Annotated in this window: 28 protein-coding genes and 1 pseudogene; 15 read left to right on the top strand and 14 right to left on the bottom strand. The window is 59.6% G+C overall.

What is annotated here, in order from left to right:
- Positions 1 to 6 precede the first annotated feature (6 nt).
- The 3 genes from HX783_RS07780 to HX783_RS07770 are packed head-to-tail and all read left to right on the top strand — an operon-like array spanning position 7 to position 1,989.
- Entirely contained in the window at positions 7 to 450 is a 444-nt protein-coding gene (locus tag HX783_RS07780; RefSeq protein ID WP_159954254.1) for a hypothetical protein, read from the top strand.
- Between the two features lies 1 nt (position 451).
- The gene (locus HX783_RS07775; RefSeq protein ID WP_177016503.1) at positions 452 to 1,063 is read left to right on the top strand and encodes a superoxide dismutase; all 612 of its coding nucleotides are present in this window, start codon (positions 452 to 454) and stop codon (positions 1,061 to 1,063) included.
- 32 nt (positions 1,064 to 1,095) lie between these two features.
- Positions 1,096 to 1,989, top strand: coding sequence for a ZIP family metal transporter (locus HX783_RS07770; protein WP_177016502.1), 894 nt, complete (start codon positions 1,096 to 1,098; stop codon positions 1,987 to 1,989).
- Between the two features lie 37 nt (positions 1,990 to 2,026).
- Here the strand turns inward: HX783_RS07770 and HX783_RS07765 are convergent, their stop codons facing one another.
- From HX783_RS07765 to HX783_RS07720, 10 genes are all read right to left on the bottom strand, one after another.
- A complete protein-coding gene (locus HX783_RS07765; protein ID WP_177016501.1) occupies positions 2,027 to 2,299 on the bottom strand; it encodes an HPr family phosphocarrier protein in 273 nt (90 codons plus the stop codon).
- A gap of 16 nt (positions 2,300 to 2,315) precedes the next feature.
- On the bottom strand, positions 2,316 to 3,173 hold the full coding sequence (gene rapZ / locus HX783_RS07760) for an RNase adapter RapZ (protein WP_159954257.1): 858 nt from the start codon (positions 3,171 to 3,173) through the stop codon (positions 2,316 to 2,318).
- A 2-nt stretch (positions 3,174 to 3,175) separates the two neighbouring features.
- A complete protein-coding gene (gene ptsN, locus HX783_RS07755; RefSeq protein WP_177016500.1) occupies positions 3,176 to 3,640 on the bottom strand; it encodes a PTS IIA-like nitrogen regulatory protein PtsN in 465 nt (154 codons plus the stop codon).
- A 9-nt stretch (positions 3,641 to 3,649) separates the two neighbouring features.
- Entirely contained in the window at positions 3,650 to 3,955 is a 306-nt protein-coding gene (gene hpf, locus HX783_RS07750; protein ID WP_003171804.1) for a ribosome hibernation-promoting factor, HPF/YfiA family, read from the bottom strand.
- 75 nt (positions 3,956 to 4,030) lie between these two features.
- On the bottom strand, positions 4,031 to 5,524 hold the full coding sequence (locus HX783_RS07745; RefSeq protein ID WP_024073469.1) for an RNA polymerase factor sigma-54: 1,494 nt from the start codon (positions 5,522 to 5,524) through the stop codon (positions 4,031 to 4,033).
- A 184-nt stretch (positions 5,525 to 5,708) separates the two neighbouring features.
- On the bottom strand, positions 5,709 to 6,434 hold the full coding sequence (gene lptB / locus HX783_RS07740; RefSeq protein ID WP_003171806.1) for an LPS export ABC transporter ATP-binding protein: 726 nt from the start codon (positions 6,432 to 6,434) through the stop codon (positions 5,709 to 5,711).
- Positions 6,434 to 7,009, bottom strand: a complete 576-nt coding sequence (gene lptA, locus HX783_RS07735; protein WP_159954260.1) for a lipopolysaccharide transport periplasmic protein LptA — start codon at positions 7,007 to 7,009, stop codon at positions 6,434 to 6,436. The genes lptB and lptA overlap by 1 nt, the downstream gene beginning before the upstream one ends.
- Entirely contained in the window at positions 6,996 to 7,568 is a 573-nt protein-coding gene (gene lptC, locus HX783_RS07730; RefSeq protein ID WP_159954261.1) for an LPS export ABC transporter periplasmic protein LptC, read from the bottom strand. The genes lptA and lptC overlap by 14 nt, the downstream gene beginning before the upstream one ends.
- A gap of 8 nt (positions 7,569 to 7,576) precedes the next feature.
- Complete coding sequence (locus HX783_RS07725) at positions 7,577 to 8,101, bottom strand: HAD family hydrolase (RefSeq protein WP_177016499.1); 525 nt, start codon at positions 8,099 to 8,101, stop codon at positions 7,577 to 7,579.
- The gene (locus HX783_RS07720; RefSeq protein WP_159954263.1) at positions 8,102 to 9,076 is read right to left on the bottom strand and encodes a KpsF/GutQ family sugar-phosphate isomerase; all 975 of its coding nucleotides are present in this window, start codon (positions 9,074 to 9,076) and stop codon (positions 8,102 to 8,104) included. It abuts the gene before it with no gap.
- A 298-nt stretch (positions 9,077 to 9,374) separates the two neighbouring features.
- Here HX783_RS07720 and HX783_RS07715 point away from each other — a divergent pair, with 298 nt between their 5' ends.
- The 7 genes from HX783_RS07715 to murA all read left to right on the top strand — a co-directional run bounded on the left by HX783_RS07715 (position 9,375) and on the right by murA (position 14,052).
- Positions 9,375 to 10,184: an ATP-binding cassette domain-containing protein gene (locus HX783_RS07715; protein ID WP_159954264.1), complete on the top strand. Its 810-nt coding sequence runs from the start codon at positions 9,375 to 9,377 to the stop codon at positions 10,182 to 10,184.
- Positions 10,184 to 10,981, top strand: a complete 798-nt coding sequence (mlaE, locus tag HX783_RS07710; protein WP_177016498.1) for a lipid asymmetry maintenance ABC transporter permease subunit MlaE — start codon at positions 10,184 to 10,186, stop codon at positions 10,979 to 10,981. Before HX783_RS07715 ends, mlaE begins: the two co-directional genes overlap by 1 nt.
- The gene (gene mlaD, locus HX783_RS07705) at positions 10,981 to 11,448 is read left to right on the top strand and encodes an outer membrane lipid asymmetry maintenance protein MlaD (protein ID WP_005784855.1); all 468 of its coding nucleotides are present in this window, start codon (positions 10,981 to 10,983) and stop codon (positions 11,446 to 11,448) included. Before mlaE ends, mlaD begins: the two co-directional genes overlap by 1 nt.
- An 11-nt stretch (positions 11,449 to 11,459) precedes the next feature.
- Complete coding sequence (locus tag HX783_RS07700; protein WP_177016497.1) at positions 11,460 to 12,107, top strand: phospholipid-binding protein MlaC; 648 nt, start codon at positions 11,460 to 11,462, stop codon at positions 12,105 to 12,107.
- Positions 12,104 to 12,409 (top strand): lipid asymmetry maintenance protein MlaB, encoded by a 306-nt coding sequence (locus HX783_RS07695; protein ID WP_159954267.1) that lies wholly within the window; start codon positions 12,104 to 12,106, stop codon positions 12,407 to 12,409. Before HX783_RS07700 ends, HX783_RS07695 begins: the two co-directional genes overlap by 4 nt.
- A 114-nt stretch (positions 12,410 to 12,523) precedes the next feature.
- Complete coding sequence (locus tag HX783_RS07690) at positions 12,524 to 12,763, top strand: BolA family protein (protein ID WP_008434291.1); 240 nt, start codon at positions 12,524 to 12,526, stop codon at positions 12,761 to 12,763.
- Positions 12,764 to 12,786: 23 nt separating this feature from the next.
- A complete protein-coding gene (gene murA, locus HX783_RS07685) occupies positions 12,787 to 14,052 on the top strand; it encodes a UDP-N-acetylglucosamine 1-carboxyvinyltransferase (RefSeq protein ID WP_159954268.1) in 1,266 nt (421 codons plus the stop codon).
- A gap of 26 nt (positions 14,053 to 14,078) precedes the next feature.
- Here the strand turns inward: murA and HX783_RS30215 are convergent.
- Positions 14,079 to 14,171 (bottom strand): annotated as a pseudogene (locus HX783_RS30215) (N-acetyltransferase); the annotation flags it as partial.
- Between the two features lie 115 nt (positions 14,172 to 14,286).
- Between HX783_RS30215 and hisG the strand changes: the two are divergent.
- From hisG to hisC, 3 genes are all read left to right on the top strand, one after another.
- Positions 14,287 to 14,922, top strand: a complete 636-nt coding sequence (gene hisG, locus HX783_RS07680; RefSeq protein WP_003188599.1) for an ATP phosphoribosyltransferase — start codon at positions 14,287 to 14,289, stop codon at positions 14,920 to 14,922.
- A 126-nt stretch (positions 14,923 to 15,048) separates the two neighbouring features.
- Entirely contained in the window at positions 15,049 to 16,368 is a 1,320-nt protein-coding gene (gene hisD / locus HX783_RS07675) for a histidinol dehydrogenase (protein ID WP_159954269.1), read from the top strand.
- Positions 16,369 to 16,371: 3 nt separating this feature from the next.
- A complete protein-coding gene (gene hisC, locus HX783_RS07670) occupies positions 16,372 to 17,424 on the top strand; it encodes a histidinol-phosphate transaminase (RefSeq protein WP_177016496.1) in 1,053 nt (350 codons plus the stop codon).
- A 128-nt stretch (positions 17,425 to 17,552) separates the two neighbouring features.
- Here the strand turns inward: hisC and HX783_RS07665 are convergent, their stop codons facing one another.
- Together HX783_RS07665 and upp are read right to left on the bottom strand one after the other, a co-directional pair.
- A complete protein-coding gene (locus tag HX783_RS07665) occupies positions 17,553 to 18,827 on the bottom strand; it encodes a uracil-xanthine permease family protein (protein ID WP_177016495.1) in 1,275 nt (424 codons plus the stop codon).
- 2 nt (positions 18,828 to 18,829) lie between these two features.
- Positions 18,830 to 19,468: a uracil phosphoribosyltransferase gene (gene upp, locus HX783_RS07660; protein WP_024073483.1), complete on the bottom strand. Its 639-nt coding sequence runs from the start codon at positions 19,466 to 19,468 to the stop codon at positions 18,830 to 18,832.
- Between the two features lie 164 nt (positions 19,469 to 19,632).
- Here upp and HX783_RS07655 point away from each other — a divergent pair, with 164 nt between their 5' ends.
- Both HX783_RS07655 and HX783_RS07650 read left to right on the top strand, forming a co-directional pair.
- On the top strand, positions 19,633 to 20,190 hold the full coding sequence (locus HX783_RS07655; protein ID WP_010213093.1) for a hypoxanthine-guanine phosphoribosyltransferase: 558 nt from the start codon (positions 19,633 to 19,635) through the stop codon (positions 20,188 to 20,190).
- A gap of 3 nt (positions 20,191 to 20,193) precedes the next feature.
- Entirely contained in the window at positions 20,194 to 20,661 is a 468-nt protein-coding gene (locus HX783_RS07650) for a WbuC family cupin fold metalloprotein (protein ID WP_177016494.1), read from the top strand.
- 3 nt (positions 20,662 to 20,664) lie between these two features.
- Here HX783_RS07650 and HX783_RS07645 read toward each other — a convergent pair whose 3' ends face one another.
- On the bottom strand, positions 20,665 to 21,858 hold the full coding sequence (locus HX783_RS07645; RefSeq protein ID WP_177016493.1) for a M20 aminoacylase family protein: 1,194 nt from the start codon (positions 21,856 to 21,858) through the stop codon (positions 20,665 to 20,667).
- Positions 21,859 to 21,872 lie beyond the last annotated feature (14 nt).

The raw sequence follows: 21,872 nt of genomic DNA, 5'->3' as shown, positions 1-21,872 counted from the left end.
CTCACCATGGAGCACTGGAAACGCACGATCGAACGGGCCAATCGCTGCTTTATGCAGGGCGAACTGGTCGACGCTCGCGAGGCCTATCTGCAAGCCCTGGCCCTGGCTCAAGTGTTATTCGAGCGCTGGGCGGATGCCGACGAAGCAGTGGCGGCTTGCGTCATTTCCCATCACAACCTGGCGGACCTGCACTTGCGCCTGAACCAGCCTGAGGAAAGCGCGGAATACCTCTGCGCTATCCATCAACGCCTGTTGCAGACCATGCAGGACCCGCGCCTGAGCCCGCAATTGCGCGAGGCGGCACTGCGCCAGAGCAGCAAGACTTACGTCGAACTGTTGAATTTCATCAGCGATCACGGCGAGTACCCGCGTACCCATCGCTTGCTCGGTGGCACTGCGGCGCAATCGGATGCGTCGACCCGCAACAGTCCTTATTACGGAGCACATTGATATGTCCTACACCTTGCCTGCCTTGCCTTACGCCTACGATGCGCTGGAGCCGCATATCGATGCGCAAACCATGGAAATCCACTACACCAAGCACCACCAGACCTACATCAACAACTTGAATGCGGCGGTCGAGGGCACAGAGTTCGCGGGCTGGCCAGTTGAGAAGCTGGTGTCCAGCGTTCAGCAACTGCCGGAAAAACTACGTGCCGCCGTCATCAACCAGGGCGGCGGGCATGCGAACCACTCGTTGTTCTGGGCGGTGATGTCGCCAAAAGGCGGCGGCAAACCTGAAGGTGCATTGGGCAAAGCGATCGAGGAGCAGTTGGGCGGTTTCGACAGCTTCAAAGACGCTTTCACCAAAGCCGCCTTGACCCGTTTCGGCAGCGGTTGGGCCTGGCTGAGCGTCACGCCGCAGAAGACCCTGGTGGTCGAAAGCAGTGGCAATCAGGACAGCCCGTTGATGAACGGCAATACGCCAATCCTCGGCCTCGACGTCTGGGAGCACGCCTATTACCTGCGCTACCAGAACCGCCGCCCCGAATACATCAACGCCTTCTACAGCGTCATCAATTGGCCGGAAGTCGCCGCACGCTACCAGGCCGCCCTGGCCTGATATTCACCCAATAACAAGATCTAAGGCCGACTATGGGCACTGAAACACTGGCGATCAGCAGCGGACGGATGTTTCGTTATGCGTTTGGCTCGCTGCTGCTATTGGCAGGCACTGCATTGCTGGTGGCCCACGGGCTGGCCTGGCTGGATCTTGAACCGCGAATCCTGCGCGCCTTGCAGGGCGGGGCGATTTGCGCGCTCGGCACGGCACTGGGTGCGGTCCCGGTGCTGGTTATTCGTCGCATGCCGGTGGCGCTCAGCGACACGTTGCTGGGCTTTGGTGCCGGCGTGATGCTGGCGGCGACGGCATTTTCGCTGGTCGTCCCAGGTATTGCTGCCGCTGAAAGCTTGGGGCTCTCGCCGTGGGGCGCCAGTGGTTTGATCAGCTTCGGCATCATGCTGGGGGCATTCGGGCTGTACCTGGTTGACCGCAAGGTCTCTGGCGCCAGCCCGGAAATGTTGGTGGGCACGCCGGATAAACCGGTGATTCCACCCCGCATCTGGCTGTTTGTGTTTGCCATCATTGCCCACAACATCCCGGAGGGCATGGCCGTTGGCGTCTCTGCCGGTGGCGGGATGCCGGATGCCGACAGCTTGGCCATGGGTATTGCCTTGCAGGACGTGCCGGAAGGTTTGGTGATTGCGCTGGTATTGGCTGGAGCAGGGATGTCGCGGGTCAAAGCCTTTCTGATAGGTGCAGCGTCAGGTCTGGTTGAGCCGGTGTTTGCCGTCCTCTGTGCCTGGCTGGTAAGCCTGGCCGAAGTGCTGTTGCCTTTGGGGTTGGCGCTAGCCGCTGGGGCGATGCTGTTGGTGGTGACTCATGAAGTCATTCCCGAGTCACGGCGTAACGGCCACGAAAAGCTTGCCAGCCTTGGGCTGTGCATCGGGTTTTGTTTGATGATGGCGATGGATACAGCATTAGGGTGAGGCTATTGCAGCCTCACACTCATCTTAAAGGCGGGGTTTATTCACCCTCGTCGAAGTAGTTATTGATCAGCTCCACCAAGGCGTCCATCGCTTCCTGTTCTTGCTCGCCTTCTGTCTTCAAGTGGATCTTGGTGCCCTTGCCAGCGGCCAGCATCATCATTGCCATGATGCTCTTGCCGTCAACCATGGATTCCGGCGTGCGCCCTGCGCGGATCTGGCAGGGGAATCGCCCGGCAACACCGACGAATTTGGCTGAAGCGCGAGCGTGCAGGCCCAGCTTGTTGATGATTTCAATTTCCAGAGCGGGCATCGCGGGGGTGTTCCTTTCAGCTAAGGTCGCGGTGGCGAACCTGGACATTCTTGAGGGTTTGTTGCAGCACCTGGCCGAGGCGTTCGGTCAGGTAGACGGAGCGATGGTGACCGCCGGTACAGCCAATGGCAATGGTGACATAGGCCCGATTGCTCGCAGCAAACCGCGGCAACCATTTGAGCAGGTAGCTGGAGATATCCTGGAACATCTCCTCCACATCCGGTTGTGCGGCCAGGTATTCGGCCACGGGTTGGTCCAGCCCCGACTGATCACGCAGTTCAGGCTTCCAATAAGGGTTGGGCAGGCAGCGCACATCGAAGACCAGGTCGGCATCCACGGGCATGCCGCGCTTGAAACCGAACGACTCAACGAGGAATGCCGTACCGGGCTCGGGCTGGTTCAGCAGACGCAGCTTGATGGCGTCGCGCAACTGATACAGGTTCAGGCCGGTGGTGTTGATCTTGAGGTCGGCGAGGTCAATGATCGGGCCCAGCAGGGTGGTCTCGTCCTCGATGGCTTCGGCCAGCGAGCGGTGAGGGCTGCTGAGAGGGTGGCGTCGTCGGGTCTCGGAGAAACGCTTGAGCAGTGTTTCCTCGTCGGCGTCCAGGTACAGCACGTCGCAATGAATATGCTTGGCACGTACCTCCTCGAGCAATTGCGGGAATCGCTCAAGGTGGCTGGGAAGGTTGCGGGCGTCGATTGAAACGGCAACCAGAGGTTGCGCGAGTTCGGTGTGGATCAGCGCACGTTCCGCCAGTTCCGGCAGCAGGCCTGCGGGCAGGTTGTCGATGCAATAGAAACCGTTGTCCTCAAGAACGTTGAGGGCGGTGCTTTTACCCGAGCCAGAGCGGCCGCTGACGATGATCAAACGCATGATTACGGCCTGTTTTGTTCATCCAGGACAACCTGATAGAGCGCCTCATTGGTACTGGCACTGCGCAGTTTGTCGCGTACTTCCTTGCGGTCGAGCATGCTGGCGATCTGCCGGAGCAGTTCCAGGTGCGCATCGGTAGCAGCTTGCGGGACCAGCAGAACGAACAGCAGGTCGACCGGCGCGCCGTCGATGGCGTCGAAATCGATTTTTTCTTGCAGGTGCAATAGTGCACTTACGGGAGCAGTGCAGCCTTCCAGGCGGCAGTGAGGAATGGCGATGCCGTTGCCAAAACCGGTTGAACCCAGTTTTTCACGGTCAATCAGGGCCTTGAACACGACTTGCTCGTCCAGCTCAGGCACTTCGCGGCTGATTAGGTTGGCAATGTGTTCGAGGGCTTTTTTCTTGCTGCCACCCGGCGCGTTCACTAGGGAACGGCCGGGGGTCAGGATGGTTTCAAGTTGGATCATGGGGGAGAGTTAACGACCTGTACCTTGCATCAGGTGCAGATTCTTTTCCTTATGCTTTATGAGTTGGCGGTCCAGCTTGTCGTAGAGGGAGTCAATCGCCGCGTACATATCTTCATGCTCCGCATTGGCGACGAGCTTCGCATTCGGTACGTGCAGGGTGGCCTCGATTTTCTGCTTGAGCTTATCGACCTCCATGATGACCTGCACGTTGGTGATCTTGTCAAAATGCCCCGCAAGCTTGTTCAGCTTGCTCTCGGTGTACTCACGCAGGGGCTTGGTGACTTCCAGCTGGTGTCCACTGATGTTGACTTGCATACAGCTTCTCCTTCGTTGCCAGTGCATAAAGCGGCAGGCCGGGGTGCCTGCCACTGGAACGCTATGGCCCGCCCGTCACATCAAACGCTTACGCTCGCTGGAAGGCGCGATCCCGAGAGACTCGCGGTACTTGGCGACGGTTCGACGGGCGACCTGAATGCCTTGTGCCTCCAGTAAACCAGCGATCTTACTGTCACTCAATGGCTTTTTCTGATTTTCCGCGGCAACCAGTTTTTTGATGATCGCGCGGATTGCCGTGGACGAGCATTCGCCGCCTTCGGAAGTGCTGACGTGGCTGGAGAAAAAGTATTTCAACTCATAAATACCCCGCGGGGTATGCATGAATTTCTGCGTGGTCACCCGCGAAATCGTTGATTCGTGCATGCCCACCGCCTCGGCGATGTCATGCAGTACCAGCGGCTTCATGGCCTCATCGCCATATTCCAGGAAACCGCGCTGGTGCTCGACGATCTGGGTGGCCACTTTCATCAGGGTTTCGTTGCGGCTTTGCAGGCTCTTGATGAACCAGCGTGCTTCCTGCAACTGGTTGCGCATGAAGGTGTTGTCGGCGCTGGTGTCGGCACGGCGAACAAAACCAGCGTATTGCGGGTTGACCCGCAGGCGCGGCACTGATTCCTGGTTCAACTCCACCAGCCAACGCTCGTTGTCCTTGCGCACGATCACATCGGGCACGACGTATTCAGCTTCGCTGGACTCAATCTGCGAGCCTGGGCGAGGGTTGAGGCTCTGTACCAGCTCGATGACCTGGCGCAGGTCGTCTTCCTTGAGCTTCATGCGGCGCATCAGCTGGCTGTAGTCGCGGCTGCCCAGCAGGTCAATGTAGTCGGTAACCAGGCGCTGGGCCTCAGCGAGCCAAGGGGTCTTGGCGGGCAGTTGGCGCAGTTGCAGCAGCAGGCACTCGCTGAGAGTGCGGGCGCCGATACCGGCCGGCTCGAACTGCTGGATGCGGTGCAGCACGGCTTCGATTTCGTCCAGCTCGATGTCCAGTTCCGGGTCGAAGGCCTCGAGGATTTCATCGAGGGTTTCGTCCAGATAGCCCTGGTTATTGATGCAGTCGATCAGGGTGACGGCGATCAGGCGATCGGTGTCGGACATCGGTGCCAGGTTCAATTGCCAGAGCAAATGGCTCTGCAGGCTCTCGCCGGCGGACGTGCGGGTAGTGAAATCCCACTCGTCATCATCATTGCTCGGCAGGCTGCTGGCGCTGGTCTGGTAGACGTCTTCCCAGGCAGTGTCCACGGGAAGCTCGTTGGGGATGCGTTCGTTCCAATCGCCTTCCTCAAGGTTATCCACCGTGGGGGCGGTTTCCTGGTAGGAGGGTTCCTGTACGTCGGGATTGGGTTTTTGCTCGATGTTATCGGCCAGCGGGTCTGCGTTATCGAAGTCGTCGCCTTCTTCCTGGCGTTCGAGCATCGGATTGGACTCCAGGGCCTCCTGGATTTCCTGTTGCAGGTCCAGGGTCGACAATTGGAGCAGGCGGATGGCCTGTTGCAGCTGCGGTGTCATCGTCAGCTGCTGGCCCATTCTCAGGACTAGCGATGGTTTCATGGCAGGGGCTTAACACCTTATTCGCCGGCGCAATGCGCCATCCACGACAGGGCGCGTGAGCGCCAAACATAAGCAAATTATATGCCTGATATCGGGGGCTTTGCCTAGAGCGCGGTAACAATAAAAAAGTGGAGGTTTTTATTGACTCCCGCGCGCCTTGGCGAATGGCCAGACACCGCAGTGCTTACAGGCGGAACTCGTGGCCCAGGTACACTTCCTTGACCAGTTCGTTAGCCAGGATGGTGGCGGAATCGCCTTCGGCGATCAGCTGGCCATCGTTGACGATATAAGCCGTTTCACAGATATCGAGGGTCTCACGGACGTTGTGGTCGGTGATCAGCACACCGATGCCCTTGGCCTTGAGGTGATGGATGATCTGCTTGATGTCGCCAACCGAGATCGGGTCGACGCCGGCAAACGGTTCGTCGAGCAGGATGAACTTCGGCGCGGTGGCCAGGGCGCGGGCGATTTCCACACGACGACGCTCACCACCCGACAGGCTCATGCCCAGGTTGTCGCGTATGTGGTTGATGTGGAACTCCTGCAGCAGGCTTTCCAGCTCTTTGCGACGGCCGTCACGGTCGAGTTCCTTGCGGGTCTCGAGGATCGCCATGATGTTGTCGGCAACCGACAGTTTGCGGAAGATCGACGCTTCCTGGGGAAGATAGCCGATACCGGCGCGTGCACGACCGTGCATTGGCTGGTGGCTGACGTCCAGGTCGTCAATCAATACACGTCCCTGATCCGCCTGAACCAACCCGACGATCATATAGAAGCAGGTGGTCTTGCCGGCACCGTTCGGGCCAAGCAAACCGACGATCTGGCCACTGTCGATCGACAGGCTCACGTCGCGTACGACTTGGCGGCTTTTATAGGCCTTGGCCAAGTGCTGGGCTTTCAGGGTTGCCATTAGTTCGCCTTCTTCGCAGCGGGTTTAGGCGCAGGCTGAGCCGCACCGTCTTTCTGCTTCGGCTGGATAACCATGTCGATACGCGGCTTCGGAGTGCCGATCTTGGCGCCAGTGGCGCGACCAGCCTGAGCGATCTGCTTCACGGTGTCATAGGTGATTTTCTCACCGTCTGTCGTGTTGCCATCGCTGCTCACAACCCTGGCCTGATCGATCAGGATGATACGGTTCTGCTGGGCGTGGTATTGGATGGTCTTGCCATAGCCCTTGATCGGGGCAGGGTCGGCGGCGGCCTGCTTCTGTTCGAAGTAAGCCAGGTTGCCCACGGATGTCACCACGTCAATGTCGCCAGCTGGCGTACGCGTGAGCGTCACCGTGTTGCCGGTGATTTTCATCGAGCCCTGGGTGATGATCACGCCGCCGGTGTAGGTGGCGACACCTTGTTTGTCATCCAGCTGCGCATCGTCAGCCTGAATGTGGATCGGTTGCTGGCTATCGTTCGGCAGAGCCCAGGCGCTCACGCTTCCCAGTGCTGCGCCCAGACCGAGCAAAATAGGGAGGGTTTTAACGAGCCTCATACTGTCCTCTTACGTTCGATAGCAGGTGTATCCTGCTTTCTTTCAAATACGCTTTCATTCCCTTGCCAGTCGATACACCGCCAGCGCCGTCGATTCTAACGTCTTGCTCGGTCTGCGCATATTGCTGTTGTGGGAAAACGGTCATGCGACTACTGGTAATGATGGTGTCGCGCTTCTTTTCGTCAGTGCGCGCAACGCGCACCGAGTCGATCAGTTCCACTTGAGTGCCGCCCTTGTTCACCTCACCGCGCTTGCTGGTGACGTGCCATGGGAACTCGGTGCCTCGGTAGAGGTTCAGGTCGGGATTGGTCAGCAGGCTGACGTCCGTGGCCTTGAGGTTCTCGACTTTATCAGCGGTCATTTCGTACTGAACCTTGCCATCGGGCAGGAACTGTATGGTGTGAGCGTTGATGGCGTAATAGGCGATAGCACTATCGTCGACGGCCGCGACTGGCTTGTCGAGGAAGCGCTCCGGGCTGATATTCCAGTAGCCCACCGCCAGGAACAGCGCGGCGATGACTGCGAATAGCAGGAAGTTGCGAATCTTTTTGCTCAGCATAAAACGCTCTATAGGTAGGCGGCGTGGGCCGCTTCAAGGCTGCCCTGGGCACGCAGAATCAACTCGCAGAACTCGCGGGCAGCACCTTCACCGCCACGGGCGGTAGTAATGCCGTGGGCGTGTTCGCGAACAAACGCCGCCGCATTCGCGACGGCCATGCCCAGGCCTACCCGGCGAATCACCGGCAGGTCAGGCAGATCGTCACCCAGGTAAGCGACCTGCTCATAGCTTAGGTTGAGTTGGCCAAGAAGCTCGTCCAGAACCACCAGTTTATCCTCGCGGCCCTGATACAGGTGAGGAATCCCCAGGTTTTGTGCGCGGCGTTCCACTACCGGTGTTTTTCGACCACTGATAATCGCCGTTTGCACACCCGCCGCCATCAACATCTTGATGCCTTGGCCGTCGAGGGTGTTGAACGTCTTGAATTCACTGCCATCTTCGAGAAAGTACAGGCGGCCATCGGTCAACACGCCATCGACGTCGAAAATCGCCAGCTTGATGTTTTTGCCGCGTTGCAACAGGTCGTCGGACATTTACATCACTCCCGCACGCAGCAAGTCGTGCATATTCAGGGCGCCAATCGGGCGGTCGTCGCTATTGACCACCACCAGCGCGCCGATCTTGTGGTCTTCCATGATCTTCAGCGCTTCGGCTGCAAGCATCTCGGGGCGGGCGGTCTTGCCGTGTGGTGTCATGACCGCGTCAATCGTTGCAGTATGGATATCGATGGTGCGGTCCAGGGTGCGGCGCAGGTCGCCGTCAGTGAACACGCCGGCCAGTCGCCCGTCGGCTTCCAGGATGACGGTCATGCCCAGGCCCTTGCGGGTCATTTCCATCAGCGCGTCCTTCAGCAAGGTGCCGCGCTGCACGTGGGGCAATTCATCGCCCGAGTGCATGACGTTTTCCACTTTCAGCAGCAAGCGACGGCCGAGGGCGCCGCCTGGATGGGAAAACGCAAAATCTTCAGCGGTAAAGCCGCGGGCTTCCAGCAGTGCCACGGCCAATGCATCGCCCATGACTAGGGCGGCAGTCGTAGAGGACGTCGGCGCCAGGTTCAGCGGGCAGGCTTCGTGGTCCACGTGAACATTCAAGTTGACCTCGGCGGCCTTGGCCAGCGTCGAGTCCGGGTTGCCGGTAATGCTGATCATCTGGATGCCCAGGCGCTTGATCAGCGGCAACAGTGTCACGATTTCATTGGTACTGCCGGAGTTCGACAGCGCCAGGATGATGTCATCCTTGGTGATCATGCCCATGTCGCCGTGGCTGGCTTCGGCCGGGTGTACGAAAAAAGCCGTGGTGCCGGTGCTTGCCAGCGTGGCAGCGATCTTGTTGCCGACGTGGCCGGATTTGCCCATGCCGACCACGACAACGCGGCCCTTGCTGGCCAGAATCATCTCGCAGGCGCGTACGAAATCCGCGTCGATATGGGCCAGTAAACCTTCTACGGCTTCAAGCTCGAGGCGGATGGTGCGTTGTGCGGATTGAATGAGGTCGCTGGATTGGCTCATGTCTGAAATCGTATAGCCTGACGAAAAGTCGGCGATTATAGCGGTAATGATCAATTCCCTCACGCAAGTTCGTCAGGCTTTATTCGGCAGTTGCTTGAGATTCGTCCTCAGCAGCGTTTTTTCCCTGTCCCGAATCTGAACGAGCGCGGTTCCGGCCTTGGGGACGCTGTACCAGCAGTGATATAGTTCGCCGCCAGTTCGGTCCGCCCAACCCATGTTGCTAATTATTGCGCATCTGTCGCAAACGAATGTCGCAAGCGTGGTGTCTGAGTGAAAGGCTGCATCCCAAGGAGATTAGATGAGTGCCGATAACGCCTACGCGGTCGAGCTGAAGGGCCTTACCTTCAAGCGCGGGACGCGCAGCATCTTCAATAACGTCGATATTCGCATTCCCCGCGGCAAGGTCACGGGCATCATGGGGCCTTCCGGTTGCGGCAAGACCACCCTGTTGCGCCTGATGGGCATGCAATTGCGGCCTAGCGCCGGCGAAGTTTGGGTCAACGGCCAGAACCTGCCGACGCTGTCGCGCAGCGATCTGTTCGATGCGCGCAAGCATATGGGTGTGTTGTTCCAGAGCGGTGCGCTGTTCACCGACCTCGATGTTTTCGAGAACGTAGCCTTTCCGCTGCGGGTGCACACCGAGCTGTCCGATGAAATGATTCGTGACATCGTATTGCTGAAACTGCAGGCCGTCGGCCTTCGCGGCGCCATCGACCTGATGCCCGACGAATTGTCCGGCGGCATGAAGCGCCGCGTTGCGCTGGCGCGGGCCATCGCCCTCGATCCGCAGATCCTCATGTATGACGAGCCCTTCGTAGGCCAGGACCCGATCGCCATGGGCGTGCTGGTGCGCCTGATCCGCCTGCTCAACGATGCGTTGGGGATCACCAGTATCGTGGTATCCCACGACCTGGCCGAAACCGCGAGCATTGCCGACTACCTTTATGTAGTCGGCGATGGTCAGGTGCTGGGGCAGGGCACGCCTGAAGAGCTGATGAACGCTGATAACCCGCGCATTCGCCAATTCATGACCGGCGATCCCGATGGCCCGGTGCCCTTTCATTTTCCGGCAGCGGACTACCGCGCAGATCTTCTGGGGAAGCGCTGATGCGCAAGACATCTTTACTCGAGAAGGTTCGCCTTTTCGGTCGTTCCGGTATTGACCTCGTCGAGGTGCTGGGGCGTTCGACGATTTTCCTGTTTCACGCGTTGCTCGGTCGCGGCGGCATTGGCGGCGGTTTCGGCTTGCTGATCAAGCAGCTGCATTCGGTCGGCGTGATGTCCCTGGTCATCATCGTGGTTTCCGGGATTTTCATCGGCATGGTGCTGGCGCTGCAGGGGTTTAACATTCTCTCCAGCTACGGTTCGGAGCAGGCGGTCGGGCAGATGGTGGCCCTGACGCTGTTGCGCGAACTTGGCCCGGTGGTCACCGCCTTGCTGTTTGCCGGGCGTGCAGGTTCTGCATTGACTGCCGAGATCGGCAACATGAAGTCCACCGAGCAGTTGTCCAGCCTGGAAATGATCGGCGTGGACCCGCTCAAGTACATTGTTGCCCCGCGCCTGTGGGCCGGCTTCATTTCCCTGCCTCTGCTGGCAATGATTTTCAGCGTGGTGGGCATTTGGGGCGGTTCCTGGGTGGCGGTTGACTGGCTGGGCGTCTATGACGGCTCGTACTGGGGCAACATGCAAAACAGCGTGACCTTCAGCGGCGACGTGCTCAACGGCATCATAAAGAGCATCGTCTTTGCCTTTGTAGTGACCTGGATCGCCGTATTCCAAGGCTACGACTGTGAGCCCACTTCAGAAGGGATCAGTCGTGCCACCACCAAGACCGTTGTGTACGCCTCGCTGGCGGTACTGGGCCTTGACTTCATTTTGACCGCCTTGATGTTTGGAGATTTCTGATGCAAAACCGCACTGTGGAAATCGGTGTCGGCCTTTTCTTGCTGGCTGGCATCCTGGCTTTACTGTTGCTGGCCCTGCGAGTCAGTGGCCTGTCGGCCAGCCCCACCGCCGATACTTATAAACTTTACGCGTACTTCGACAATATCGCCGGTTTGACTGTCAGAGCTAAAGTGACCATGGCTGGTGTAACCATCGGCAAGGTCACGGCAATCGATCTGGATCGCGACAGCTTCACCGGCCGAGTGACCATGCAAGTGGACAAGAAGGTAGATAATCTGCCGACTGACTCCACTGCATCTATCCTCACTGCGGGTTTGCTGGGCGAGAAGTACATCGGCGTCAGCGTGGGCGGGGAAACAGCCTTGCTCAAGGATGGTTCGACAATCCACGACACACAGTCGTCGTTGGTGCTTGAAGACTTGATCGGTAAATTCCTGCTCAATACGGTCAATAAAGACGCCAAATGAGGAATCTGTTCATGATCTCTACCTTGCGACGTGGCCTGCTGGTGCTGCTTGCAGCACTGCCTATGATGGCCAACGCGGCGGGTTCTGCACACGATCTGGTGCAGGATACGACCAACAAGATGTTGGCTGACCTGACCGCCAACAAAGAGCAGTACAAGCAAGACCCGAGCAAATTTTATGATGCGCTGAATACCATTGTCGGTCCGGTGGTCGATGCCGAAGGCATTTCCCGCAGCATCATGACCGTCAAGTATTCACGCAAGGCCACGCCTGCGCAGATGAAGACCTTCGAGGAAAACTTCAAGAAGGGCCTGTTCCAGTTCTATGGCAATGCCCTGCTGGAGTACAACAACCAAGGCATTACCGTGGCACCGGCCGGGGATGAGTCGGGTGATCGCACCAGCGTCAACATGACCGTCAAGGGCACCAACGGCGCCGTCTACCCTGTGCAGTACACGCTGGAGAAGGTTAACGGCGAGTGGAAACTGCGCAATGTGATCATCAACGGCATCAACATTGGCAAGCTGTTCCGCGATCAGTTCGCTGACGCCATGCAGCGCAATGGCAACGACCTGGACAAGACCATCAATGGTTGGGCCGGTGAAGTCGCCAAAGCCAAGGAAGAAACCGACAAACAAGCTGGGAAGCCAGCGCAATGACCGAGTCGGCTGTTCGTCTTGGCGACGCCGGCGAGTTGTTTATCAGCGGCGTGCTGGATTACCGCTCCGGGCCCGACCTGCGCAAGCAAGGTCAGGCGCTGATCAACAGCAGCAATGCGCCTGCGCTGGTGCTGGATTGTTCGGCGGTGACCAAGTCCAGCAGCGTCGGCCTGTCGTTGTTGCTGTGCTTTATGCGTGATGCCGAAGCGGTCAAGAAGCCGGTCAGCGTCCGTGCGTTGCCCGAAGACATGCGCGAAATTGCGCAAGTTTCCGGTCTGACCGAGCTGTTGGCACATCCTTAATACACACTATTAAAGAAGCCCCCCGTCAGAGTCCTGCTATGCGGGGTTCGCAGGCGCGGGGCTTTTTTGTATGATGTGCGACCCGTGCGCACTGGGCGCCGATAGAGGTTGAGCATGCAGGCCCTAGAAGTTAAAAGCTTCCTTGAAGGAAAGCTGCCCGAAACGAACGTAGAAGTTGAAGGCGAAGGCTGCAATTTCCAGCTGAACGTGATTAGCGATGAACTGGCGGCACTCAGCCCGGTCAAGCGTCAACAGCAGATCTATGCCCATTTGAACCCGTGGATCACCGATGGCAGCATCCACGCGGTCACTATGAAATTTTTCAGCCGCGCGGCCTGGGCCGAGCGCACCTGAGCCCCCAAGGCGTCGAGATTCTTATGGATAAATTGATTATTACCGGCGGTGCCCGCCTAGATGGCGAGATCCGCATTTCCGGTGCGAAAAACTCCGCCTTGCCGATCCTGGCAGCGACCCTGCTGTGCGATGGCCCGGTCACCGTGGCCAACCTGCCGCACCTGCACGACATCACCACCATGATCGAGCTGTTCGGTCGCATGGGCATTGAGCCGGTGATCGATGAGAAGCTGTCGGTCGAAATCGACCCGCGCACCATCAAAACCCTGATCGCCCCGTACGAACTGGTGAAAACCATGCGTGCGTCGATCCTGGTACTGGGCCCGATGGTTGCTCGTTTCGGTGAAGCCGAAGTCGCACTGCCTGGCGGTTGCGCCATCGGTTCGCGTCCGGTCGACCTGCATATCCGAGGCCTTGAAGCCATGGGCGCGACCATCGACGTCGAAGGTGGCTACATCAAGGCCAAGGCGCCGGAAGGCGGCCTGCGTGGTGCCAACTTCTTCTTTGATACCGTCAGCGTAACCGGCACCGAGAACATCATGATGGCCGCTGCCCTGGCCAACGGTCGCAGCGTTCTGCAAAACGCCGCGCGCGAGCCGGAAGTGGTCGACCTGGCCAACTTCCTGATCGCCATGGGTGCCAACATCACCGGCGCCGGCACCGATACCATCACCATCGAAGGTGTTAAGCGCCTGCACTCGGCCACCTACAAGGTGATGCCAGACCGCATCGAGACCGGCACCTACCTGGTGGCTGCTGCCGTTACCGGTGGCCGCGTCAAGGTCAAGGACACCGATCCGACCATCCTTGAAGCTGTGCTGGAAAAACTCAAGGAAGCCGGCGCTGAAATCACCACCGGTGCCGACTGGATCGAGCTGAACATGCACGGCAAGCGGCCAAAAGCCGTGAACGTGCGTACCGCTCCGTACCCGGCGTTCCCGACCGACATGCAAGCGCAGTTCATTTCCTTGAACGCAATTGCCGAAGGCACCGGCGCCGTGATCGAGACCATCTTCGAAAACCGCTTCATGCACGTGTATGAACTGCACCGCATGGGCGCCAAGATCCAGGTAGAAGGCAACACGGCCATCGTTACCGGTATCGACAAGCTCAAGGGCGCGCCAGTGATGGCTACCGACCTGCGTGCTTCGGCCAGCCTGGTGATCTCGGCGTTGTGCGCCGACGGCGACACCCTGATCGACCGCATCTACCACATCGACCGTGGTTACGAGTGCATCGAAGAGAAACTGCAGATGCTCGGCGCCAAGATCCGCCGCGTACCGGGCTAGTCCCGGTAGCAGCAAACACCGTCACTGTGGCGAGGGAGCTTGCTCCCGCTGGACTGCGCAGCAGTCCCGCTCTTTGGGGCCGCTTCGCGACCCAACGGGAGCAAGCTCCCTCGCCACAGGAAGGTGTTTGTTGTTAAATGGTTTGTTTCAAATCGAGGCTGTAATGGCCTCGATCTGTGTCTGGCGCCGTTTGCGACCGGACAGCAATAGCCTGATGAAGGACTGACGTTTCCCATGTTGACCATCGCACTGTCCAAGGGCCGCATCCTTGACGACACTTTGCCGCTTCTGGCTGAAGCGGGCATCGTGCCAACCGAGAATCCGGACAAGAGCCGCAAGCTGATCATCCCCACGACCCAGGACGACGTTCGCCTGCTGATCGTGCGCGCCACCGACGTGCCGACTTACGTGGAGCATGGCGCAGCCGACCTCGGCGTGGCCGGTAAAGACGTGCTGATGGAATACGGCGGCCAGGGCCTGTACGAGCCGCTGGACCTGCGCATCGCCCTGTGCAAGCTGATGACCGCCGGCCGCGTCGGTGACGTCGAGCCTAAAGGCCGCCTGCGCGTGGCCACCAAGTTCGTCAACGTTGCCAAGCGCTACTACGCCGAGCAAGGCCGCCAGGTCGACATCATCAAGCTCTACGGTTCGATGGAGCTGGCCCCGCTGATCGGCCTGGCCGACAAGATCATCGACGTGGTCGACACCGGCAACACCCTGCGCGCCAACGGTCTTGAGCCCCAGGATTTCATCGCTGACATCAGCTCCCGCCTGATCGTCAACAAAGCCTCCATGAAAATGCAACACGCCCGTATCCAGGCGTTGATCGACACCCTGCGCAAGGCAGTGGAGTCTCGACACCGCGGTTGACTCACCCGCGCGACCCCAGGTCGCGCCCGTCTATCCGCCTCATAGCCAGAATTCTCAGGTGCCCAAGCGGAAATGACTGCTAGTTTAGGGCGCCTGAGTTTTTGCCAATCCTATGAGGCCCTCGCTATGACCACGTCCACTGCAATTGCCCGACTCAACGCTGCCGACCCGGATTTCGCCCATCATCTGGATCATCTGCTGAGCTGGGAAAGCGTGTCCGACGACTCGGTCAACGGGCGGGTGCTCGACATTATCAAGGCCGTGCGCGAGCGCGGTGATGCGGCGCTGGTGGATTTCACCCGCCAGTTTGACGGCCTGGATGTGGCGTCCATGTCCGACCTGATCCTGCCGCGCGAGCGCCTTGAGCTGGCCCTGACGCGCATCACCGCGCCTCAGCGTGAAGCCCTCGAAGTCGCGGCGGCGCGGGTTCGCAGCTACCACGAGAAACAGAAGCAGGATTCCTGGAGCTACACCGAGGCCGATGGCACCGTGCTGGGCCAGAAGGTCACGCCGCTGGATCGCGCCGGTTTGTACGTGCCAGGCGGTAAAGCCTCGTATCCGTCTTCGGTGTTGATGAACGCAATCCCGGCCAAAGTGGCGGGCGTGACCGAAGTGGTCATGGTGGTGCCGACGCCACGCGGCGAAATTAACGAGCTGGTGCTGGCGGCTGCGTGCATCGCCGGTGTTGACCGCGTGTTCACCATCGGCGGCGCCCAGGCCGTTGCGGCCCTGGCCTACGGCACCGAAAGCGTGCCGAAGGTCGACAAGGTGGTGGGCCCTGGCAACATCTATGTGGCCACCGCCAAGCGTCACGTGTTCGGCCAGGTCGGTATCGACATGATTGCCGGCCCTTCGGAAATCCTCGTGGTGTGTGACGGCCAGACCGACCCGGACTGGATCGCCATGGACCTGTTCTCCCAGGCCGAGCACGATGAAGACGCCCAGGCGATCCTGGTCAGCCCCGACGCCGAGTTCCTCGACAAGGTCGCCGCCAGCATCGACAAGCTGCTGCCGACCATGGACCGCGCCGAGATCATCGAGAAATCGATCAATGGCCGCGGTGCGCTGATTCTGGTGCGTGACATGGAGCAGGCCATCGAAGTGGCCAACCGCATCGCCCCGGAACACTTGGAGTTGTCCGTCGCCGACCCACAAGCCTGGCTGCCGTCGATTCGTCACGCCGGTGCGATCTTCATGGGTCGCCACACCAGCGAAGCGCTGGGCGACTACTGCGCAGGCCCGAACCACGTGCTGCCGACCTCCGGCACCGCACGGTTCTCGTCGCCGCTTGGGGTGTATGACTTCCAGAAGCGTTCGTCGATCATCTTCTGCTCGCCACAAGGCGCCTCCGAACTGGGCAAGACCGCCTCGGTGCTGGCCCGTGGTGAATCGCTCAGCGCCCACGCCCGCAGCGCTGAATACCGCATCCTTGAAGAGGGGAAATAAGACATGAGTAAATTCTGGAGCCCCTTCGTCAAGGACCTCGTGCCTTACGTGCCCGGCGAACAGCCGAAGCTGACCAAGCTGGTCAAGCTCAACACCAACGAGAACCCCTACGGCCCGTCGCCCAAGGCATTGGCCGCGATGCAGACCGAGTTGAACGACAACCTGCGCCTGTACCCGGACCCCAACAGCGACCTGCTCAAGCAGGCGGTGGCCAAGTATTACGCAATCGACGCCAGCAAAGTCTTCCTTGGTAACGGTTCCGACGAAGTCCTGGCGCACATCTTTCACGGCTTGTTCCAGCACGATTTGCCGCTGCTGTTCCCGGACATCAGCTACAGCTTCTATCCGGTTTACTGCGGCCTCTATGGCATAAAATCCGACCCGGTGCCATTGGACGAGCAGTTCCAGATTCGTGTGGCCGACTACGCCAAGCCCAACGGCGGGATCATCTTCCCCAACCCGAACGCGCCGACCGGCTGCGTGCTGGCGTTGGATGCAGTCGAGCAGATCCTCAAGGCCAGCCCGGATTCGGTGGTGGTGGTTGATGAAGCCTATATCGACTTCGGTGGCGAAACCGCTATCAGCCTGGTAGACCGTTACCCAAACCTGCTGGTGACCCAGACCCTGTCCAAATCGCGCTCACTGGCCGGTTTGCGTGTGGGCCTGGCCGTGGGCCACCCGGACCTGATCGAGGCGCTGGAGCGGGTCAAGAACAGCTTCAACTCCTACCCGCTCGATCGCCTGGCGATTGTTGGTGCGGCGGCGGCGTTCGACGACCGTGAATACTTCGAGAAGACCTGCCAGTTGGTGATCGAGAGCCGCAACAAAGTGGTCGCGCAGTTGGAAGGCAAGGGCTTTGAAGTGCTGCCGTCGGCAGCCAACTTCATCTTTGCCCGTCACCCACGGCACGATGCCGCCGGGTTGGCAGCCAAGTTGCGTGAGCAGGGTGTGATCGTGCGGCACTTCAAGCAGGAGCGGATTGCCCAGTTCCTGCGGATCAGCATCGGTACGCCGGAGCAGAACCAGGCGCTTATCGATGGCCTCGGCGAGCTCTAAGCCACACTGAAGATCAAAAATGTGGGAGCGGGCTTGCTCGCGAATGCGGTGTATCAGTCACATGTTTATCGACTGACACTCCGCATTCGCGAGCAAGCCCGCTCCCACATTGGGTTTTGCGGTGCTAATTAGATCAACGGCTCATCCGGCTTCTTGTTCTTCCAGCCATCATTACCCGGCAGCAGCAAGTTCAACGCAATCGCTACCACCGCACACAGGGCGATGCCCTTGAGGCCGAAATCATCCGGGCCCGTGCCGGTGCCGACCAGCACACCGCCAATACCAAACACCAGGGTCACCGACACAATCACCAGATTGCGCGCTTCGCCGAGGTCGATCTTGTGGCGGATCAGCGTGTTCATGCCCACGGCCGCAATCGAGCCGAACAGCAAGCACAGAATCCCGCCCATCACCGGCACCGGGATGCTTTGCAGCAGTGCGCCGAACTTGCCGATAAACGCCAGGCTGATGGCAAACACCGCCGCCCAGGTCATGATTTTCGGGTTGTAGTTCTTGGTCAGCATCACCGCGCCGGTCACTTCGGCGTAGGTGGTGTTCGGCGGGCCGCCAAACAGGCCGGCAGCCGTGGTGGCAATGCCGTCACCCAACAGCGTGCGGTGCAAGCCAGGCTTCTTCAGGTAGTCGCGACCGGTCACGCTGCCCACCGCAATCACACCGCCGATATGCTCGATCGCCGGGGCCAGGGCCACCGGCACGATGAACAGAATCGCCTGCCAGTTGAATTCCGGCGCGGTGAAGTGGGGCAGGGCAAGCCAGGGCGCTGCAGCGATTTTCGCCGTGTCGACCACACCAAAGTAGAACGACATGGCAAAGCCAACCAGCACGCCGGAGATAATCGGCACCAGGCGGAAAATGCCTTTACCGAACACCGCCACGATCAAGGTGGTCAGCAGCGCGGGCATCGAGATCAGCATCGCCGTCTGGTAATGGATCAGTTCGCTGCCATCACCGGCTTTACCCATCGCCATGTTGGCGGCAATCGGCGCCATGGCCAGGCCGATGGAAATGATCACCGGGCCGATCACAACCGGCGGCAGCAGCCGGTCGATGAAACCGGTGCCTTTGATCTTCACCGCCAAGCCGAGAAAGGTATAAACGAAACCCGCCGCCATCACTCCGCCCATGGTCGCCGCCAGGCCGAACTGGCCCTTGGCGAGAATGATCGGGGTGATAAACGCAAAGCTCGATGCCAGGAATACCGGCACCTGCCGCCCTGTCACCACCTGGAACAACAACGTGCCCAGGCCCGCGGTAAACAGTGCGACGTTTGGATCAAGACCTGTGATCAGTGGCATCAACACCAGCGCGCCAAATGCTACGAAGAGCATCTGTGCGCCAGACAGGATCTGGCGCCAAAGCGGGTCGTTGAATTCATCCTGCATGCTCACGCGTCCTTCTGCTTGGTGCCGAAGATCTTGTCACCGGCATCGCCCAGGCCTGGGATGATGTAGCCGTGTTCGTTCAGGCGCTCATCGATGGACGCGGTGTAGATCTGCACGTCCGGGTGGGCTTTCTCGACGGCGGCAATGCCTTCGGGCGCGGCAACCAGCACCATGGCGCGGATGTCCTTGCAACCGGCCTTTTTCAGCAGGTCGATGGTGGCAACCATGGAACTGCCGGTGGCGAGCATCGGGTCGATGATCATTGCCAGGCGCTCGTTGATTTCCGGGACGAGTTTTTCCAGGTAGGTGTGGGCCTGCAATGTTTCTTCATTGCGGGCCACGCCGACGGCGCTGACTTTGGCGCCCGGGATCAGGCTGAGTACGCCTTCGAGCATGCCGATACCGGCGCGCAGGATCGGCACCACGGTGATTTTCTTACCGGCGATTTTTTCCACCTGCACGGGACCGGCCCAACCAGGGATCTCGTAGCTTTCCAGGGGCAAATCTTTGGTGGCTTCATAAGTGAGCAGCGCTCCGACTTCCTGAGCAAGCTCACGGAAATTCTTCGTGCTAATGTCGGCACGGCGCATAAGGCCGAGTTTGTGTCTGATCAGCGGGTGGCGGATCTCGCGAGTGGGCATGGGAAAAGCTCCGGCGGCGGGCAAAAAAACCGGCCTAGATTAATCTATCCGAGGGTGTTGTCCTATAGACATCTAGTACGTTAGTCCATTAAGGCTTGATCGTTGCGCCTCACATGCGTACCTTTGCCCGCTTTTCTTGCCACAGCACCCCCTTGGAGAGCGCCATGTCCGCTGATCTCGAGCATATCCGTCAAATCATGCGCGAGGCTGACTGCCTGTACACCGAAGCGCAAGTCGAAGAGGCCATCGCCAAGGTCGGCGCGCACATCACCCGCGAAATGGCCGACACCAACCCGGTGGTCTTCTGCGTGATGAACGGTGGCCTGATCTTCGCCGGCAAATTGCTGACTCACCTGCAATTTCCGCTGGAAGCCTCCTACCTGCACGCCACCCGTTATCGCAACGAAACCAGCGGCGGCGATCTGTTCTGGAAGGCCAAGCCGGAAGTCTCGTTCATCGACCGCGACGTGCTGATCATCGACGACATCCTCGATGAAGGTCACACCCTGGGCGCGATCATCGATTTCTGCAAACACGCCGGCGCGCGCAAAGTACACACCGCCGTGCTGATCGACAAAGACCACGACCGCAAAGCTCGCCCCGACCTGAAAGCCGATTACGTCGGCCTGCCGTGCATCGACCGTTACATTTTCGGTTATGGCATGGACTACAAAGGCTACTGGCGTAACGCCAATGGGATCTACGCCGTTAAAGGGATGTAACCGATGGCCCGCTTTCTTGATCAGGCGTTGTTCACCGAATTGGCCGAGAAAGCGGCCGCCAACCCTCGTGGTCGGCACCATCACAACTTCCATCAGATGGAAGAGCCCTGCCATCGCCTGGCCGTGGGCCTGCAGCCCGACACTTATGTGCCCCCGCATCGGCACCTGAGCGCGGACAAGGCGGAAACCCTGCTCGTGCTAAAAGGCAGCCTGGGCCTGTTGGTGTTCAGCGACACCGGCGAAGTCATTGCCAAGCGCGTGCTGCAGGCGGGCGGCGAGTGCGCGGGTGTTGACCTGCCGCCTGGCGTGTTTCACGGCCTGGTGGTGCTGGAGCCCGACAGCGTGATGTTTGAATGCAAGGCCGGGCCGTATCGCGCGTTGGGCGAAGGCGAATCACCGGCCTGGGCGCCCCGCGAAGGCGATGCCGGCGTCGCCGCGTATCAACGCTGGATGCTCGCCCAGTTCGATTGAGCCTCAGCGCAACGGTAATCCTTGTTCTACCAGAGAGGCCAGCAGGCCCGCGCCCAGCGGGATGATGCTGTCATTGAAGTCATACCGGTCGTTGTGCAATTGGCAATGACCGACACCTTCGCTCGTCGAGCCGCCTTGGCCGAGGTAAATATAGGCCCCCGGCCGCTCCTGCAGCATGTATGAAAAGTCTTCGGCGCCCATGGTGAGGGGTTCGTTGCACCTCACGTTTGCCTCTCCAACCAGACTTCTGGCAACGCCTGCCGCGAACAATGCCTGCTCGGTATGATTGACGGTTGCGGGGTAACCTCGTTGATAGTCATAGGTGACGGTAGCGCCAAACGCGGTCGCAACGCCATGGGCGATTTCGCCAATGCGTTTCTCCAGCAGATCTCGATTGGCGCTGGTAAAGCTGCGTGCGGTTCCGATCATCTTAACGTGGGCGGGAATAACGTTGTTCGCCGTGAGCTGGCTGGTTTGCAGGCTGGCCACCGTCACGACCCCCGACTCCAGTGGGTGCAGATTGCGGCTGATAATGCTTTGCAAAGCGACAATGATATGACTGGCAGCCAGCACCGGGTCGATTGCGGCGTGAGGGATGGCCGCATGGCCGCCGCGGCCGGTTACGACAATTTCAAAGCTGTCCGCCGCCGCTTCCACCGGGCCGGGCTGTACGGCAATGACCCCGGCGGGGTAGTCGGGGTTGTTGTGCAGGGCATACACCGAATCCACTGGGAAATGCTTGAAGAGCCCTTGTTCGATCATTACGCGAGCACCGCCGCCGCCTTCTTCGGCGGGTTGGAAAATCACGACGGCTTTGCCACTGAATCGGCGCGTCTGGGCCAGGTAACGCGCAGCGGCCATCAACATCACTGTATGCCCGTCATGCCCGCAGCCGTGCATGAGGCCCGGGTGGATGGAGCGGTGGGCGAAGTCGTTGGCCTCGAACATGGGCAGGCAGTCCATGTCCGCACGCAGGCCTATGCTTGCGCCGGGCTGTGTGCCCTGAATGACGCCGACTACGCCGGTTCCCGCCAGCCCACGGTGTACTTCAATACCGTGTTCTTCAAGAAAGCTGGCAACAATCTCGCTGGTTCGGTGTTCATCAAACCCCAGCTCTGGGTGCGCGTGGAGGTCGCGTCTCAAGGCAGTAAGTGCTTGAAGCTGTGTTTGGATGTGTTCAACAGGATTCGTGGTCATGGGCGAGACTCTTG

The organism is Pseudomonas sp. D2002 (genome assembly GCF_013385735.1).
In the GTDB taxonomy this organism is placed as follows: domain Bacteria; phylum Pseudomonadota; class Gammaproteobacteria; order Pseudomonadales; family Pseudomonadaceae; genus Aquipseudomonas.
This window is presented reverse-complemented; position numbering and strand designations above follow the sequence as displayed.

What these genes read in the sequence shown, in the direction of transcription:
- HX783_RS07770 (WP_177016502.1), top strand. Translation starts at nt 1,096, where the DNA reads ATGGGCACTGAAACACTGGCGATCAGCAGCGGACGGATGTTTCGTTAT.
- hpf (WP_003171804.1), bottom strand. Translation starts at nt 3,955, where the DNA reads ATGCAAGTCAACATCAGTGGACACCAGCTGGAAGTCACCAAGCCCCTG.
- HX783_RS07715 (WP_159954264.1), top strand. Translation starts at nt 9,375, where the DNA reads ATGAGTGCCGATAACGCCTACGCGGTCGAGCTGAAGGGCCTTACCTTC.
- HX783_RS07725 (WP_177016499.1), bottom strand. Translation starts at nt 8,101, where the DNA reads ATGTCCGACGACCTGTTGCAACGCGGCAAAAACATCAAGCTGGCGATT.
- lptC (WP_159954261.1), bottom strand. Translation starts at nt 7,568, where the DNA reads ATGCTGAGCAAAAAGATTCGCAACTTCCTGCTATTCGCAGTCATCGCC.
- hisD (WP_159954269.1), top strand. Translation starts at nt 15,049, where the DNA reads ATGACCACGTCCACTGCAATTGCCCGACTCAACGCTGCCGACCCGGAT.
- HX783_RS07655 (WP_010213093.1), top strand. Translation starts at nt 19,633, where the DNA reads ATGTCCGCTGATCTCGAGCATATCCGTCAAATCATGCGCGAGGCTGAC.
- upp (WP_024073483.1), bottom strand. Translation starts at nt 19,468, where the DNA reads ATGCCCACTCGCGAGATCCGCCACCCGCTGATCAGACACAAACTCGGC.
- HX783_RS07690 (WP_008434291.1), top strand. Translation starts at nt 12,524, where the DNA reads ATGCAGGCCCTAGAAGTTAAAAGCTTCCTTGAAGGAAAGCTGCCCGAA.
- murA (WP_159954268.1), top strand. Translation starts at nt 12,787, where the DNA reads ATGGATAAATTGATTATTACCGGCGGTGCCCGCCTAGATGGCGAGATC.
- mlaE (WP_177016498.1), top strand. Translation starts at nt 10,184, where the DNA reads ATGCGCAAGACATCTTTACTCGAGAAGGTTCGCCTTTTCGGTCGTTCC.
- HX783_RS07765 (WP_177016501.1), bottom strand. Translation starts at nt 2,299, where the DNA reads ATGCCCGCTCTGGAAATTGAAATCATCAACAAGCTGGGCCTGCACGCT.
- hisC (WP_177016496.1), top strand. Translation starts at nt 16,372, where the DNA reads ATGAGTAAATTCTGGAGCCCCTTCGTCAAGGACCTCGTGCCTTACGTG.
- mlaD (WP_005784855.1), top strand. Translation starts at nt 10,981, where the DNA reads ATGCAAAACCGCACTGTGGAAATCGGTGTCGGCCTTTTCTTGCTGGCT.
- rapZ (WP_159954257.1), bottom strand. Translation starts at nt 3,173, where the DNA reads ATGCGTTTGATCATCGTCAGCGGCCGCTCTGGCTCGGGTAAAAGCACC.
- lptA (WP_159954260.1), bottom strand. Translation starts at nt 7,009, where the DNA reads ATGAGGCTCGTTAAAACCCTCCCTATTTTGCTCGGTCTGGGCGCAGCA.
- HX783_RS07645 (WP_177016493.1), bottom strand. Translation starts at nt 21,858, where the DNA reads ATGACCACGAATCCTGTTGAACACATCCAAACACAGCTTCAAGCACTT.
- HX783_RS07700 (WP_177016497.1), top strand. Translation starts at nt 11,460, where the DNA reads ATGATCTCTACCTTGCGACGTGGCCTGCTGGTGCTGCTTGCAGCACTG.
- HX783_RS07695 (WP_159954267.1), top strand. Translation starts at nt 12,104, where the DNA reads ATGACCGAGTCGGCTGTTCGTCTTGGCGACGCCGGCGAGTTGTTTATC.
- hisG (WP_003188599.1), top strand. Translation starts at nt 14,287, where the DNA reads ATGTTGACCATCGCACTGTCCAAGGGCCGCATCCTTGACGACACTTTG.
- HX783_RS07665 (WP_177016495.1), bottom strand. Translation starts at nt 18,827, where the DNA reads ATGCAGGATGAATTCAACGACCCGCTTTGGCGCCAGATCCTGTCTGGC.
- lptB (WP_003171806.1), bottom strand. Translation starts at nt 6,434, where the DNA reads ATGGCAACCCTGAAAGCCCAGCACTTGGCCAAGGCCTATAAAAGCCGC.
- HX783_RS07775 (WP_177016503.1), top strand. Translation starts at nt 452, where the DNA reads ATGTCCTACACCTTGCCTGCCTTGCCTTACGCCTACGATGCGCTGGAG.
- ptsN (WP_177016500.1), bottom strand. Translation starts at nt 3,640, where the DNA reads ATGATCCAACTTGAAACCATCCTGACCCCCGGCCGTTCCCTAGTGAAC.
- HX783_RS07745 (WP_024073469.1), bottom strand. Translation starts at nt 5,524, where the DNA reads ATGAAACCATCGCTAGTCCTGAGAATGGGCCAGCAGCTGACGATGACA.
- HX783_RS07720 (WP_159954263.1), bottom strand. Translation starts at nt 9,076, where the DNA reads ATGAGCCAATCCAGCGACCTCATTCAATCCGCACAACGCACCATCCGC.
- HX783_RS07650 (WP_177016494.1), top strand. Translation starts at nt 20,194, where the DNA reads ATGGCCCGCTTTCTTGATCAGGCGTTGTTCACCGAATTGGCCGAGAAA.
- HX783_RS07780 (WP_159954254.1), top strand. Translation starts at nt 7, where the DNA reads ATGGAGCACTGGAAACGCACGATCGAACGGGCCAATCGCTGCTTTATG.